This is a genomic window from Pseudomonas sp. 58(2021) (assembly GCF_017491585.1).
Lineage (GTDB): Bacteria > Pseudomonadota > Gammaproteobacteria > Pseudomonadales > Pseudomonadaceae > Aquipseudomonas > Aquipseudomonas fluorescens_BT.
On record NZ_JAFGYZ010000010.1, the window covers coordinates 226,625 to 240,868 of the forward strand.

Here is a 14,244-nt window from a genome sequence, read left to right on the forward strand (position 1 = left end):
GACCGGCCTTACAACTGCCAGGAACCGATGTCGGCATTCACGCCGTCGCCGTCAGGCTGGCCGTCGGCACCGAGGGAAAAGATGTCGATCTCGCCGTTGGCACCGGGATTGAGGTACTGATAAGGACGACCCCACGGGTCATTCGGCAGGCGCTCCAGGTATGAGCGCCAGTTGGTGTTCTTCGCATCGGCCGGCCGCTCCACCAACACTTTCAGGCCCTGGCTCTGGCTCGGGTAAGTGCCGTGATCGAGGCGATACAACTTCAGCGCCTGCATCAACCCGCCAATGTCCTGCTTCGCCGCCGTGGCCCGCGCCTGATCCGGCCGGTCGAGCACCTTGGGCACCACCATCGCCGCCAGAATCCCGAGAATCACCACGACCACCATGATCTCGATCAGCGTGAAACCCTGCTGCCCACGGGGCATCCGGCTCGGTCGACTGGGCTGTTTGAACTGCGCGATATCCATCTCGTCATTCCCTGGCTTGATTCGATTCGACGCGCAGTGTTGCAAGAAGATATGTCAGGGATGTTGAAAATCCTCGGGAGTTTCCGTCGTCAAGCCGTCAAGCACGGGCGTTAGCGTCAAGGGCTGCCCAACAGCCCGAGCCCCCGATGCGCACCCCCTCTCCGCAAGCCGGATTCACCCTGATTGAAGTGCTCGTCGCGCTGGCGATCATCGCCGTGGCCATGTCCGCCGCCGTGCGCGTGGCGGGGTTGATGACGCAGAGCAGCGGGATCTTGCGGGATCGCTCGATTGCGATGATTGCGGCGCAGAATCGGATGGCGGAATTGCGGCTGGAGGGGCGGTTGCCGATGGGGTTCAAGGCGATGGAGTGTGATCAGGGGCGGTTGTTGTTGCGGTGTGAGCAGGTGATTGGGGGGGCGGAGAATGGGCGGTTGTTGAAGGTTGGGGTGCAGGTTTTTGATCGGGGACAAGAGCGGCCCCCTTTGGCTCGGCTTGAAACGTTGCTCAGTCGCCCGGAACCCCCCTAGCCCGCTCAAAAACGTCAGGCACGATGTATAAGGAACAGATCGGGATCCTTGAGGACCTCGCGCCTCAAATCTCCCGATCTTCACTCACAACCATTGAATCAATTTTCTACTGTTGAACCACTGAAAATGTTCTGGAAGCTGACCAAGGACCGTCAGCAACGGCCGCAATCATGTGTGCACCCAGAGCAAGCTCACTTAAAACCAGTAACCAATGGCCTGCTGTGTCAGCAGGGACAGTACCTTTCAACATTGTTCCATCGAACACTTTGACGTTCGTCCCTGGTTCCGAGTGACCTGCGACTGTCACACTGGTATCAGAGGTTTTTCCGTTTTGAGGTACTTCACCCTTGGAATCCCTGATAGAAACGATCACGGGTGCGGTGGCATTGGACTTGGATGTAGACATATCAGTAACTCCGTTTCGTGAGATTGTTTTGACGGAGTGATTCAATCGTGGACCGCAGGAAGCGTCACCTGTCAGATCTGACAGGTATTCGGATGTTTACGACCAACGGTCATTTCTCTTGTATTCGTTTTTCACCCTGCTCGATCACTGGGTGAGCAGCTCAAAGACATGACGGTGACGCGATGGAGCGGTGAATGTCCGGATGCGCCTTCAGAGCCAAATAGCGACGACGTTATTAAGGATGCCGCGATGCGGTACCGGGAATTTTTATATAGGTCCCTGTTCGGGAAACAGAGGCTTTCACAGCACCCACCGATTTGATCCTGTACCGTTTCACCGGCCCGTCGATAGCGTCCGCCTTGACTTGGCTCATGGTCAAAGCCAACTTGTAATGCAGCTCGAGCACGCTATCGTTTCCCAGCTCTTTGAGATAGCTGTATGGCACGTCCTGAAAATATTCCCCGTCATTTATCCATTTCTGATTTACCGACGCGCCCGGGACATTCCAAACCTGACGATTGTGCTCTTTATCCGTGGCAGTCTTGCCTTTCAATTCCAGCCAAACAGGCTGACCAGCCTTCATGAATGCCCAGATCCCCGCACGCAAAGTACCGCCCTCCGTGACGTCGCTGAGATCCAGCTCATCGCCATCAGCCTGTACGATGCTGAGTTTATCCAACTCCGCGGCAGGTAACGGCGAGAGGTTTACAGTCAGCGTGCCCGACGAGGTTTTACTGCCGCCCTCCGTGACTTCGTACTTGAGTATGAAGGTTTTAGCTGCGTTGCCGACGTTGGCAGCAATGGCCTCAGAATCAATCGAAAACTCCACACTCCCACTCTCCGCGCCCTGCATGGGTGGAATCGTAGGGGAGCCGACTCCCGGAGTGCCGGACATTATCAACTGAATGCTTTGCTCCTTATTCATACCGGGGTAGGCAACGCTCACCTGTACACCTGATTTGGCATCAAGAGCGGCCAGGTTCACACTCGCGCTGACATCTGGCGCGTGTGGCACTTGCAGTATCGGACTTTGAGCAATTTGGGCCTGAGGATCATAAACAAAGACGCGGCCATCAGACGCGCTCAAGTCCACCCGGACAATGGGCATGAACTGCCCCGTCTGCTGAAAATAATCGCGCTGAAAAAAGCGAGCGCTCGTTAACGCCGTTTCATTTGTATAGAAAAAGGCTTGAATGGGGAGCTGTCGCGGAATGTTCTGGGGCCATGCGGCGATGATGACCTCGTTATGAAGCCTGCGCATACCAGGATCAGGAAGGTGAGATCTAACATCAACACTCATCGCAAATTCGGATTGATTTGGACCGAAACTACAATGGTGCCCATAAACCCCATTCAACTGATCGTAGTAAACGAGCCATGTTGCGATATCGATAACACCTAGCTCCAAACAGGGCTTGCTAATGGGTAACGCCATATACTCGTTACAACTGTCGCTTCGAGTATCGGTAGCGGCATCAAACGGATAGGCGCATCGTACGGTAAGGGGAAAACCTGTGGGTGCCGCCATTTCCTTGAGGATCAAACCTTGGCTTTTCGAATACAAAAAACTCTTGGTGCCGACATCCTCACGCACATAGGAAAATGCCACGCCATTCCGCTCTACCGATCCGAGGCTTGGGTTCCACGCATGGTAGTTAGGTGAAGCACTTGTCACTCTGATCAACACGCCATTGCAGTCGTAGGCGGGCGTGTTACCACGACAAGCAGGCGTAGTATCGGCATACCGTGCATTCAGCTTATCGGCCACTTGATAACCGATGTACAACTGATCCTGCTGATTGAATCCGAATACCGCACGCTCTGCCTGAGCCAAATCCATTCGCAGAATTGGCAGCCAATTCCCGGTAGTTGCAAAGTAGTCATACTGATCTTTCTGTGCCGCGAGCAACGAACCTGATTTATTCGCATCGTAAAAAAGCGCCTGCATCGGAATTTTTTGGGGTGTGCTTTCGTCCCAGTTACGTATCTGCAACTGGGTAGGTCTGGCCGACCAATCGCTGTCGATGCCTTGATGCGCCAGCAGGCTGGCCTTGAATAGCATGGGATTGAGGCTGCTCAACGAGCATTGCTTTGTGGGTTGTCGGCCTTGTTGCTCGAAGTGCGCCAGCCAACTCGCTGAGTCACTCACTCCCTCGCTTGCGCAAGAGCTCGCGTCGGCGGCCTGTCGACTTGCCGCTGACAGGCCGCAACCGAAACCAGCACGGCTCTCAACAGGTTCAAACGCGAAAGGATAGGCGCAAAGAACGTCTAGTGGCTGATCCTTGCCGATGGCCGTGAATGAATCACTGAACACCATGCCGTTGGCTGACGACAATGTCTGCGTACCCAAATCGGCACGCAGATAGACAAAACTTTCCGCCCCCAATTGCGCGGCCACATCATCGTGTTTCCAGAACTCGATCATCGGAGTGCTGCCATGCAACATGACGCCGCTGCAAAAATACGCCGGGTTGCCGCCCGCACACTCTGTTTGCACGTTTTCATAGCGCTTGTTGAGCAACTGTGCGATTTCCGGGCCGGTTGCGGCTTCACCCAAGCTATTGAACAGTAGCAATACCAGCAGCCACGACCTCATCCACGTCCATTCCATTTGCATGATGCTGCGCCTCGATCTCAAGCTTCGAACGGGCCCAGGAGTAAACCCGGTCCACTGTCAGGCAATCATTAGTTGTGCATGGCGAACATTTCTGTTCAGGCATGAATACACGGGATGATTGAAGGCTTGAAACACAGCGGCTGTCACCTGTCATATCTGACAGGTGAGTGGAACTTCAAGATGAATGGTCATTTCTTTAGAACAATGTGGACTGATCTGTTTTCTTTTCTGATGCCGCGTTTCGATTTGCTTTAGCGACGTTTTCAGGTCTTCAAGGTTCTTGGCGAAGATCGATTCTCCAACACCGATTGATGTAGAGCCTTGCGAAAGAACGGATTCTATCTGGCTCCGATAGCGGACCATGAAGCTCGCTTCTTCGTCGGACATGGGCTTGAGTGCCGCGTCCACTTTCTGAGCCGCTTCCATGAGCAACACTTCTTCACGTGTGCACTGAGGATTGTTCGGATCGCTCAACACGATGAGCTACCCGGGCTTGGCGTGCAGATCGGTTCCACGCCACGGTAGACCTTTTTCTTGGCGGGATGCGCAGGATAGCGGGTGAGCGCCTGACATCAAAACGTCATTTATTCATCGCAGGAGTGCCATGTTTCCCAAGTAATGTCATCGCCAATGAGATCGATCTCAAGCGAGTGAACATGACAGATTTGAAAGAGGTTGCACGGCTGGCAGGTGTTTCGCGGGCGACCGCCGCGCGAACCTTTGCCTCCCCCGAAGTTGTGCGTCCGGCGACCCGAGAGCAAGTATTCGCCGCTGCGCGTCAGCTAGGTTTTCGGCCTAATCGCCTCGGCCGCCAACTACGCTTGCAAACCACCAACCTGATCGGTGTGGTGGTGCCCAATCTGCTTAACCCTGTGTTCGCCGAGCAATTTCAGGCGATGGAGCAGGCTGCACGCTTGCACGGTTACAACCTGTTGCTGGCAACTACCGACTACAACAGCGAGCGCGAAAGCGCGGTGGTCGAGGATTTGTTGCGCCAAAGGGTCGATGGTCTGGTCCTTACCGTGACTGATGCCCAGAGCAGTCGCGTGCTGCAAAACCTTGCCAACGAAGACACGCCTTTTGTGCTGGCCTATCACCAGCCCGACAATCCTGATTACAGCGCTGTGTCGGTGGATAATCGCGCCGGTATGGCGCTCGCCACCCGTTATCTGCTGGAAACGGGACACTCGCAGATCGGCATGGTTGCCGGTCCAGCCTTGCAGTCAGACCGCTCTCGACTGCGTTACGCCGGTTATCTCGACGCTATGCGTGAGGCCGGCCTCGACAGCCTGCCGGTGATCGAAATGCCTGCCCATACCCAGGCAGACTTCGCCGTCATCGAGCCCTTATTGCGCAGCCCGCAGGCACCCAGTGCGCTGGTCTGCTCCAACGACTTGCTGGCGATCAGTCTGATCGCGGAACTGCGGCGCAACGGCTGGAACGTGCCCCGGCAGCTCTCGGTCATTGGCTTTGACGGTATTTCCCTTGGTACTCAAATGCACCCGACGCTGTGCAGCGTCGTTCAACCCATCGCGGCGCTGGCTTGCACCGTGATCGATCAACTGTTGGCGCAGATCGCTGGCGCCGCACCAGTTTCCCATTGCCTGCCCTGCCATATCCGGTCGGGCGAAAGTACTCAGCCCTACGAGGAGATGTTTGATGATCCGATTCAGTAAAACCCTGGCGGCGTTGCTGCTATGCGGTGTGACCAGCCTGGCACAAGCCGCCGAAACGGCGATTTGCTACAACTGCCCGCCAGAGTGGGCGGACTGGGGCGTGCAGCTCAAGGCGATTGCCGACACCACCGGCGTGCAGGTCCCACTGGACAACAAGAACTCCGGCCAGTCACTGGCGCAACTAGTGGCCGAACAGGCCGCTCCGGTGGCCGACGTGGTGTATTACGGCGTGACGTTCGGTTTACAGGCGCAAAAAAAAGGCGTGACTGGAACTTATAAGCCCAAGGGTTGGGATCAGATTCCAATCGGTCTGAAAGATCCGGAAGGTCATTGGTTTGCGATTCACTCCGGCACCCTTGGCATCATGGTTAATGTCGATGCACTGGGTGGTTTGCCGGTTCCGCAAAGCTGGGCCGATCTCCTCAAGCCCGAATACAAAGGCATGGTTGGTTATCTTGATCCGTCCAGCGCTTTCGTGGGTTACGTATCTGCCGTGGCCATCAATCAGGCAATGGGTGGCACCCTGGATAACTTCGCCCCCGCCATCGATTACTTCCGGAAACTGGCGAAAAACTCGCCCATTGTGCCCAAGCAGACGGCTTACGCGCGGGTACTGTCCGGCGAGTTGCCAATTTTGGTCGATTACGACTTCAACGCCTATCGGGCGCGTTACAAGGACAACGCTAACGTAGCGTTCGTGATCCCCAAAGAAGGCAGCATCAGCGTGCCTTACGTGATGAGCATGGTCGCCAACGCCCCGCATCGTGCCAACGCCGAGAAGGTGTTGGATTTCGTCCTGTCCGATCAAGGTCAGGCGCTGTGGGCTAAGGCGTACCTGCGACCAGTGCGCGCGGTGAAGATGCCTGCCGACGTCGCCGCGCAGTTCCTGCCGGACAGCGAGTATGCACGGGCCGGCGTAGTTGATTACGAACACATGGCGGCGGTGCAGGAAGCCTTCTCGGCGCGTTATCTGAGTGAGGTCAAGTAAGTGACGGCTTCGGTAGTAAAAGCCCGGGAAGTCCGGTCGGGTTGGTCCATCGTGCCGCGCTTGCGACCGACAGCTGCCTGGGCACTAGCGCCAGCAGCAGCTGTGCTGTTCGCATTCTGGTTATTGCCGCTGGCGCATCTGATAGTGCTGGGTGCGCAAAGCCGCGACGGCAGCGACAGCGGTTACTGGCAAGTGCTTGGCAGCGCGCAATACCTGGGCAGCCTGGCGCAGACCTGCATTCTTGCTCTCGTGGTGACCCTTGCGGCGCTGTTGGTGGGCGGTATCAGTGGCGTGTTTCTGGCTCGCCAGCGCTTCTTCGGCCGCTCGGCACTGGTCGCCTTATTGACCTTTCCGCTGGCGTTTCCCGGCGTGGTGGTCGGCTTTCTGGTGATTCTGCTGTCCGGTCGTCAGGGGCTGTTCGCCACGCTCGGCCTTGAGCTGGTGGGGGAGCGCTGGATTTTTGCCTACTCGCTGACGGGGTTGTTCATCGGCTATCTGTACTTCTCGATTCCGCGGGTGATTCTCACGGTGATGGCCGCTTGCGAAAGCCTGGATCGTAGCCTGGAAGAAGCCGCCCATTCACTGGGGGCGGGTCATTGGCGAGTGGTCTGCGATGTCATTGTGCCCGGCCTGGCGCCGGCATTGGTCTCATGTGGGGCGATCTGTTTCGCGACCTCCATGGGCGCATTCGGTACGGCCTTTACCTTGGGCACTCGGCTGAACGTGACCCCTGTGGCGATCTACAACGTTTTCACCAATTACGCCAACTTCGCTGTGGCGGCTGCGCTGTCGGTGGTGTTGGGTGTGGTGACCTGGGCCGCGCTGCTGCTGACCCGGCGGCTGGTCAAACAATCGGGGACTGTATTGTGAAACGCTCAACGCTGTTTGTCGGGCAACTGGTTTTTACCTTGCTGGTCTGTGCCTTTATGTTGGTGCCCGTGCTGATGTCGCTGCTGGCGGGGCTGACGCGCAATTACTTCGCAGGCCTGTCCAGCGGATTCACATTCGACTGGTTGATACAGGTTTGGCAAACCTATTCGTCGACCGTCTGGCTATCCCTGCAACTGGCGGTGGCCTGTGCTCTGTGTGTCTGCGTGATTGGCGTACCGGCGGCTTACGCGTTGGTGCGGATGAACAATCGCTTCAGCCGCGCGTTCGAAGAACTGATGGTGTTGCCCGTGGCGATGCCAGGCCTGGCCAGCGCCTTGGCGTTGCTGCTCACCTATGGTCAGTTCGGTGGGTTTCGCAGCAGCTGGTTATTCATTCTCGTCGGCCATGTGCTGTTCACCCTGCCATTTCTGGTTCGCCCGGTGATGGCTGTGATGCAACGTCAGCACCTGCCAACGCTGGAAGACGCAGCGGCCAGTCTTGGCGCCGGGCCGATCCAGCGTTTCTTCAGTGTGGTGGTGCCCAACTGCCGGGCCGGGATTCTCGCCGGGGTGTTGATGGTTGTCACCCTGTCGTTGGGTGAGTTCAACCTGACCTGGATGCTCCATACCCCGATGACCAAAACATTGCCGGTGGGCTTGGCCGACAGTTATGCCTCGGCCAGGCTGGAAGTCGCCAGCGCCTACACCCTCATATTCCTGTTGATGATCGTGCCGCTGCTCATTGCGCTGCAGGCCATCAGCGCCCGTATTTCCCGAGGAGAGAGCCGATGACCGGAACCACCATTCGCCTTGAGGGTTGCCGCAAGGCGTTCTCTGACGGCACCGTTGCTGTGCATGATTTAAACCTGACCATCGAGGCTGGGGAAACCTTGGCGATTCTCGGCCCGTCCGGTTGCGGTAAAACCACCACCTTGCGCCTGATCGCCGGTCTGGAACGCCCGGACGTGGGGCAGATATTCTTTGGCGACAGCGATGTCACACGCCTGCCCATCGAGCGCCGCGACGTGGGCATGGTGTTCCAGAACTATGCGTTGTTTCCGAACCTGGATGTGGCCGGCAACATTGTTTACGGCCTGAAGATTCGCGGTCTTACCCCCGCCGAACGCAACAAGCGTTGTTCGGAATTGCTGGAATTGGTCGGTCTGCAAGAACATGGCAAGCGCAGCATTCACGAGTTGTCCGGCGGTCAACGCCAACGTGTCGCCTTGGCCCGAGCACTGGCACCTCGGCCGCGGGTGTTATTGCTCGACGAACCTTTGGCTGCGCTGGATGCGCAGTTGCGTGAGCGCTTGCGCAGCGAGCTGGATCAGTTGCTACGTGGTTTGGGAATCACCGCGGTGTTCGTCACCCACGACCAGGGAGAAGCCATGGCGTTGGGGGATCGCATCCTGGTCATGGAGCACGGCCGCGTCGCGCAATTGGCTTGCCCGCGGGAAATCTATCAGCAACCGGCCAACGCTTTCGTCGCCAGTTTCGTTGGCAACCTCAATGCTTTTTCTGTGACCGAGCGTACGTCCCATGGCTTGAGAGTCAGTGGTGGCGAGTTGCCGTGGAGTGGTGCGAGTCTGCCCGCCACCGTGTACTGCCGCCCTGAGCATTTGCGGGTGACGGACAACCAGGGTCATCTGCGCGGGCGTCTGGTGGGGCAGTTTTTCCAGGGTGCCCACAGCCGCCTGCTGGTGGATGTGGGTGCTTCACAGCCATTGTTGGTGGACAGCGCCGATGGCGTCATCCTCGCCCCCGGCACGCTGATTGCCTTGGCCATCGAGCCGCAAATGCTGTTTACCCTGCATTCGTGATCTTTAGTTTTCAGAGAACTTATCTTGAATCGTCCGTTTCTCATCGCGCAGATCAGCGATCTGCACCTTAAAGCCGGTCAAAGGCTGACTTACGGCGTCGTCGATACCCTCGGCGCGTTGCGGCGTGCTGTCGATCATTTGAATCGCCTCCATCCGCGTCCCGACATCGTGGTGATCAGTGGCGACCTGGTGGACTTCGGTCGACCTGATGAATATGCCGTGCTGCATCCCGAACTGGCGCGCCTGGAAATGCCTTGCTACCTCGTGCCTGGCAACCACGACAATCGCGAGCATTTGCTGGCGGCATTTGCCGATCATGCCTACCTGCCGATGTCTGCCGGCGCACCACTGGATTGGGTGGTTGAAGAGCACCCGGTGCGCCTGATCGGTCTGGACACGACGATCCCCGGCGCTCATGGCGGTCAATTGCTGGACAGCCAGTTGCTCTGGCTCGATGAGCAACTGGCTGGTCGTCCCGATGCACCGACGTTATTGATTCTGCATCACCCGCCATTTATCAGCGGTATTGGTCATATGGACCGCGAGCCGTTCATCAATGCGTCGGCGCTTGAGCAGGTCATCGCCCGTCACCCGCAGGTGGAACGCTTGCTTTGCGGACATTTACACCGACCGATGCAGCGGCGTTTCGGTGGCAGCCTGAGTTGTGTGTGTCCCGGCACCTCACATCAAATCGTGCTGGATCTACAGCAAACCGCCCCGGCGCATTTCAATCTGGAACCGGCCGGGTATTTGCTGCATCGCTGGCAAGCGCAGCAGGGGCTGGTGACCCATAACGCCGTGTTTGGTGAGTATCCCGGACCGTATCCGTTTTACGACGCACATGGATTGATCGACTGATGGCACAGAGATTTTTCAAGGCGTTTTTTGACGAAGTTCTTCGGAGGTTTTAACCCATATCATTCTCTGCGCACGGTTCAGACTTTTCCTGATGATTAGTTAACGCATTGGTCAATCGCCTGATTGACTGAGTGCTTCCCGCTGTCCTTTTAATGTGCCCGGAACATAGGTTCTGCGCTGGAGTTCGTCCTGATGAAAGCCACGCTTCAAGTATTAAGTTTTTTGACCGGCGGCCTGAGTATTGCCGTGAGTCCGTTCGCCTCTGCTGATTTCATTAAAGACAGCAAAGCCAATTTGAACTTGCGCAACTTCTACTTCAACAATGATAACCGCGATGGGGCCGCCGCTCCTTCGAAGACCGAAGAGTGGGGGCAGGCCTTCATGCTCAATTATCAATCCGGTTTTACCGACGGCACTGTGGGGTTCGGCCTGGATGCCATTGGCCTGCTGGGTTTGAAGCTCGACAGCGGTGCGGGTCGTCATGTCGGTGGTTCGATGTTCCCCAATGACGGCGACAAGGCTGCGGACCAATGGGGCCGTGTCGGTGCGACTGCCAAGATGCGTTTCTCGAAGACAGAGCTGCGTTACGGCACCTTACAGCCGAAGTTGCCGGTAGTGGTCTCCAATGATGGCCGGCTGTTGCCTCAAACCTTCGAGGGCGGACAAGTCATCAGTAATGAAATCGATAACCTGACCGTCACTGCCGGCCAACTTGAACACGCCACCGGGCGTGCTTCCAGCGATAGCGCAGGTCTGGCCGTTGCGGGCGGCACAAAGGAAAGCAATAAATTCACCTTTGCCGGTGGCGATTACAAACTGACGAAGGATCTGACCGTTCAGTATTACTACGCCAATCTGGAAGACTATTACCAGCAGCACTTCGCTGGTTTGCTGCATGTGTTGCCGCTCGGTGAATACGGTTCGCTGAAAACCGATCTGCGTTATTTCAAGACCACGTCCGATGGCAAGAACAGCAGTGCGGCCGGTCGCGCCAACGGTTACAAGTTCGGGGGTTACACCAAAGGCGGTACCGGTGAAATCGACAACGATACCTGGAGCGCGGCGTTCATTTATTCGTTGGGCGGCCATGCAATTACGGCGGGCTATCAAAGTGTTTCCGATGACAGCAATTTTGCGCAACTCAATCAGGGTGGCCTGGTCGATAAAGGCGAGGCAGGTGCCAGTCTTTATCTTTACACCGACCGCACCATTCAGACCTTCATCCAGGCGGGGGAGCGAACCGCATTCGCGCAGTATGCCTACGACTTCGCTGCACTGGGTGCTCCTGGCTTGAAGGCATCGGTGATGTACCTCAAGGGCGACAATATTCAGACTGCCAGCGGCAAGGACGCAGGCGAATGGGAGCGCGATATCTCTCTGGACTATGTGATCCAGAGCGGTGCGTTGAAGAACGTCGGTTTTGGCTGGCGGAACGCGATGTCTCGAAGTGATATCGCCCGCGACCAAGACCAGAATCGCCTGATCGTGAGCTATACAATTCCGTTGATGTAAGGCGTAAAAGTTACTTACGAAACTCAGACGCGCAAATTTGTCTGACAGTCGTTGATTTGCCTTCAAAGCGAGCGGCTGCTATTGGCCAATTCTGTTGAAACAGTCGGTCTGCCCAAACTGCCAGATCATTGACTGGTGAAAACGCCTTTTTGCACGCCGCTACGTGAAGTCCGAGTCCGGAAGCCTCTGCCAAAAGTAAAGATTTCAATCTCGGACGCGTACTTTTTTGATGTGCAAACCATGGCCGACTTTTTCAACAGAATCGGCCGAAAGCGACTGCACGCAATTTCCTGGAGCTCGATACCTGCTCTGTTGATAGCTCGCGCTGCATCCTGTTCTATTCAAAGAAAGGCGCCTGCTTGCGCGTCGACACCATGGGTGAGCAGCTCAACGACATGACGGTTACGCGATGGGCCGATGAGTGTCCGGATGCGCCTTCAGAGCCAGATCGCGGCGACGCGGGTTAAGAAACAAAGGGGACTGAATGAAATAATTCAGTCCCCTCCCCCCTAAATCCCTGTGGGAGCGAGCTTGCTCGCGAAGGCGTCAGAATTGACACCCGCCTAATCAGCAGGTGATCCCGAGGGCTGCTTCACCGGCAATTGCAAATTGTCCAACGCCCGATTCACCGCCAACTCCCCGAGCATGATCAACTGCGCAATCCCAACCAACGCCCGACGCTGAGAAGCCGGTACCAGACTGGCGATGTTCTGGGCAATGGTTTGGGCTGAAGCGAGTGTTTCACTGGCATCAATCAGCAGTTCTTCGTTTTTGTTGTCCGCCGTCACGGCATACATCCCGCGGGTTCTGCGTGGGGGCGGCGTGGAGCCGGGCGGACAGAGGTAATGGTCGAGCGCGCGGTCGGCGGCTTCGTGGAGTTTTTTGGAGTCGATGGATTCGTAGGGGGAAACCGCGTCGGTTTCGGGCGAGTTGGGTGTTGGTTTGATCATGAGTGAATCTCCAAATCATAGAAAAGGAGCCATCATCTTTCGCTACCAAACGAAGGGGTGGTGGCCATACGAAGGTTGGTAGACCGGTGACTTGGAGAACCGGCGCGCCCGAAGACGCCCTGCGCATGGCCACCATAAATACACAGCCCCAAAAAGGCCTGTATCGGGTGACGCTATGCGCCAAGTCTAAGCCGGGCTACCAAACCCGATCGCTGACTCGTCAGCGACCAGACCACAATAGAACCCGACCCCAAGGCGCACAAGCCGGCGGATTCTGGCGTAGCTGTAGGCAACGGCGCAAGGATATGTAGCCTGAGAGAGTGTCTGGAGATGTCTTTTTAAACGTTGGTGTTTATCGGGGACTCACCCCGCCACTTATCCTTCAACAGATCCGCCCCGTTATCCCAACAGATCGAGGGAATTGGCCCAGGTTGCCAGTCGTAATAGAAAACCCAAGCCAGGTGAACAGCTCTATTTCTTCCGGCACATCTCGACGTCATCCTGAGTTTTCAGGGCTGTGTCGATTCCCAAGCGATACCTGCAGTAATCAATAATCCACCCCCGCTCCTCTGCCGTCAGGCGTTCTACGTTCCTGATCTCTCCATCGTTAGCGTGGATGTTGTAGAACTTCATCTGAAACGTCGGATGCTTCTTGATGAAGACAATGGTCTCGATGTCTCCGTCCTCAAGAGCTTCGTAGTAGCCGACGTAAAGCATGGTCACTAGGGCGAAGACCACCGCGATTAGAAGCTTTTTCATTCTTGTAACACCTTTGTCTGTAGCCCTCCGACTGTACAAACGAGGCGCTTAATTATGCGTAGGAGTGAGAGCCGCGCATTGCACAATGCGCTAAACAAACCCTGACTTCACAGCTACTCCGAAGCAGATCATGACCAATAACAGAGAAATCACGCTCCATTGCAGCACTATCAGCTTGCGTTTAAGGGGGACCGGGAAATTGGCTAGATCTTGAGAGTTCAGCTCGCCCCTTTTCAAATAAAAATTGGGGAACGTCACAATTCCCGAAATGCCACCAACGAGCAGAAGTTTCCCCCAGGGCCCTCCATTCCGAAGCGGAGCGCGAGTCATGATGGCTGAGCAATTCTTCAGATGCTCCAACATCAGATCCATCTTCGTATACGCAAGGTGCAAACAAACTCCAATCCAAAGAACAAGTCCTGCCAGATCAGCGACGGCAATGGCCAAAAGCACCTTATCAACGACGTTCAAACTCATTTACCTGCCTCATAGATCTTCTCACCCGCCCACTCGCCTGTAGCCCCACCAAGAGCTCCACCCGCATATGAGCCCGCCGCTACGACGATGACGCCACATGCCAAGGTTGCCATTCCGCCTGTTGGCACACCCAAGCCAACACAGATAATTCCCGCTGTGGAACCGGTCAAAAACGCGCCGGTAGCAGCACCGCCGGCCACTCCTCCGACGAAGTTACCACCCTCGGTATATTTGATTTTTTCGCAGGCATCTTTATTACCTGCTGCACAAACTTCCTGGACCTTCATGTAAGAAGCCCCACCCCCTACGGCTGTACCC

The 14,244-nt window shown here is 56.3% G+C and carries 15 protein-coding genes and 1 pseudogene; 8 read left to right on the top strand and 8 right to left on the bottom strand.

Annotated features, from left to right (window positions below):
* Nucleotides 1–8 precede the first annotated feature (8 nt).
* Nucleotides 9–467 carry a type II secretion system major pseudopilin GspG gene (gspG, locus tag J5M72_RS14205; RefSeq protein ID WP_085610505.1) on the bottom strand — a complete coding sequence of 153 codons (459 nt, stop codon included), beginning with the start codon at nt 465–467 and terminating at the stop codon, nt 9–11.
* 146 nt (nt 468–613) lie between these two features.
* Here gspG and gspI point away from each other — a divergent pair, with 146 nt between their 5' ends.
* The gene (gene gspI / locus J5M72_RS14210) at nt 614–994 is read left to right on the top strand and encodes a type II secretion system minor pseudopilin GspI (protein ID WP_207865921.1); all 381 of its coding nucleotides are present in this window, start codon (nt 614–616) and stop codon (nt 992–994) included.
* A 106-nt stretch (nt 995–1,100) separates the two neighbouring features.
* Here the strand turns inward: gspI and J5M72_RS14215 are convergent, their stop codons facing one another.
* From J5M72_RS14215 to J5M72_RS14225, 3 genes are all read right to left on the bottom strand, one after another.
* Nucleotides 1,101–1,400: a hypothetical protein gene (locus tag J5M72_RS14215; protein WP_169430650.1), complete on the bottom strand. Its 300-nt coding sequence runs from the start codon at nt 1,398–1,400 to the stop codon at nt 1,101–1,103.
* A 235-nt stretch (nt 1,401–1,635) separates the two neighbouring features.
* Complete coding sequence (locus tag J5M72_RS14220) at nt 1,636–4,017, bottom strand: hypothetical protein (protein WP_207865923.1); 2,382 nt, start codon at nt 4,015–4,017, stop codon at nt 1,636–1,638.
* A gap of 150 nt (nt 4,018–4,167) precedes the next feature.
* A complete protein-coding gene (locus J5M72_RS14225; RefSeq protein ID WP_243433321.1) occupies nt 4,168–4,494 on the bottom strand; it encodes a hypothetical protein in 327 nt (108 codons plus the stop codon).
* A 179-nt stretch (nt 4,495–4,673) separates the two neighbouring features.
* Here J5M72_RS14225 and J5M72_RS14230 point away from each other — a divergent pair, with 179 nt between their 5' ends.
* The 7 genes from J5M72_RS14230 to J5M72_RS14260 all read left to right on the top strand — a co-directional run bounded on the left by J5M72_RS14230 (nt 4,674) and on the right by J5M72_RS14260 (nt 11,740).
* Nucleotides 4,674–5,693 (top strand): LacI family DNA-binding transcriptional regulator, encoded by a 1,020-nt coding sequence (locus J5M72_RS14230; protein ID WP_169430651.1) that lies wholly within the window; start codon nt 4,674–4,676, stop codon nt 5,691–5,693.
* Nucleotides 5,677–6,681, top strand: coding sequence for an ABC transporter substrate-binding protein (locus J5M72_RS14235; protein WP_207865925.1), 1,005 nt, complete (start codon nt 5,677–5,679; stop codon nt 6,679–6,681). The genes J5M72_RS14230 and J5M72_RS14235 overlap by 17 nt, the downstream gene beginning before the upstream one ends.
* Before the next feature lie 48 nt (nt 6,682–6,729).
* Nucleotides 6,730–7,551: an ABC transporter permease gene (locus tag J5M72_RS14240; RefSeq protein WP_207865958.1), complete on the top strand. Its 822-nt coding sequence runs from the start codon at nt 6,730–6,732 to the stop codon at nt 7,549–7,551.
* Nucleotides 7,548–8,342: an ABC transporter permease subunit gene (locus J5M72_RS14245; protein WP_207865927.1), complete on the top strand. Its 795-nt coding sequence runs from the start codon at nt 7,548–7,550 to the stop codon at nt 8,340–8,342. The genes J5M72_RS14240 and J5M72_RS14245 overlap by 4 nt, the downstream gene beginning before the upstream one ends.
* Complete coding sequence (locus tag J5M72_RS14250) at nt 8,339–9,370, top strand: ABC transporter ATP-binding protein (protein ID WP_207865929.1); 1,032 nt, start codon at nt 8,339–8,341, stop codon at nt 9,368–9,370. Before J5M72_RS14245 ends, J5M72_RS14250 begins: the two co-directional genes overlap by 4 nt.
* Nucleotides 9,371–9,394: 24 nt before the next feature.
* Complete coding sequence (locus J5M72_RS14255) at nt 9,395–10,228, top strand: phosphodiesterase (protein ID WP_207865931.1); 834 nt, start codon at nt 9,395–9,397, stop codon at nt 10,226–10,228.
* Between the two features lie 192 nt (nt 10,229–10,420).
* Nucleotides 10,421–11,740, top strand: a complete 1,320-nt coding sequence (locus J5M72_RS14260) for an OprD family porin (protein ID WP_207865933.1) — start codon at nt 10,421–10,423, stop codon at nt 11,738–11,740.
* A gap of 563 nt (nt 11,741–12,303) precedes the next feature.
* Here the strand turns inward: J5M72_RS14260 and J5M72_RS14265 are convergent.
* The 4 genes and pseudogenes from J5M72_RS14265 to J5M72_RS14280 all read right to left on the bottom strand — a co-directional run.
* Nucleotides 12,304–12,690: a hypothetical protein gene (locus J5M72_RS14265; RefSeq protein ID WP_207865935.1), complete on the bottom strand. Its 387-nt coding sequence runs from the start codon at nt 12,688–12,690 to the stop codon at nt 12,304–12,306.
* 471 nt (nt 12,691–13,161) lie between these two features.
* Nucleotides 13,162–13,449 carry a hypothetical protein gene (locus tag J5M72_RS14270; protein ID WP_169430660.1) on the bottom strand — a complete coding sequence of 96 codons (288 nt, stop codon included), beginning with the start codon at nt 13,447–13,449 and terminating at the stop codon, nt 13,162–13,164.
* A 90-nt stretch (nt 13,450–13,539) separates the two neighbouring features.
* Nucleotides 13,540–13,926, bottom strand: coding sequence for a hypothetical protein (locus J5M72_RS14275; protein WP_207865937.1), 387 nt, complete (start codon nt 13,924–13,926; stop codon nt 13,540–13,542).
* Nucleotides 13,923–14,244: pseudogene (locus tag J5M72_RS14280) on the bottom strand (hypothetical protein); the annotation flags it as partial. The gene J5M72_RS14275 and the pseudogene J5M72_RS14280, both read right to left, overlap by 4 nt.

Excerpts from the sequence above, each read along its gene's own strand:
- gspG (WP_085610505.1), bottom strand. The coding sequence starts at position 467 with ATGGATATCGCGCAGTTCAAACAGCCCAGTCGACCGAGCCGGATGCCC.
- gspI (WP_207865921.1), top strand. The coding sequence starts at position 614 with ATGCGCACCCCCTCTCCGCAAGCCGGATTCACCCTGATTGAAGTGCTC.
- J5M72_RS14215 (WP_169430650.1), bottom strand. The coding sequence starts at position 1,400 with ATGTCTACATCCAAGTCCAATGCCACCGCACCCGTGATCGTTTCTATC.
- J5M72_RS14220 (WP_207865923.1), bottom strand. The coding sequence starts at position 4,017 with ATGCAAATGGAATGGACGTGGATGAGGTCGTGGCTGCTGGTATTGCTA.
- J5M72_RS14230 (WP_169430651.1), top strand. The coding sequence starts at position 4,674 with ATGACAGATTTGAAAGAGGTTGCACGGCTGGCAGGTGTTTCGCGGGCG.
- J5M72_RS14235 (WP_207865925.1), top strand. The coding sequence starts at position 5,677 with ATGATCCGATTCAGTAAAACCCTGGCGGCGTTGCTGCTATGCGGTGTG.
- J5M72_RS14250 (WP_207865929.1), top strand. The coding sequence starts at position 8,339 with ATGACCGGAACCACCATTCGCCTTGAGGGTTGCCGCAAGGCGTTCTCT.
- J5M72_RS14260 (WP_207865933.1), top strand. The coding sequence starts at position 10,421 with ATGAAAGCCACGCTTCAAGTATTAAGTTTTTTGACCGGCGGCCTGAGT.
- J5M72_RS14265 (WP_207865935.1), bottom strand. The coding sequence starts at position 12,690 with ATGATCAAACCAACACCCAACTCGCCCGAAACCGACGCGGTTTCCCCC.
- J5M72_RS14270 (WP_169430660.1), bottom strand. The coding sequence starts at position 13,449 with ATGAAAAAGCTTCTAATCGCGGTGGTCTTCGCCCTAGTGACCATGCTT.
- J5M72_RS14275 (WP_207865937.1), bottom strand. The coding sequence starts at position 13,926 with ATGAGTTTGAACGTCGTTGATAAGGTGCTTTTGGCCATTGCCGTCGCT.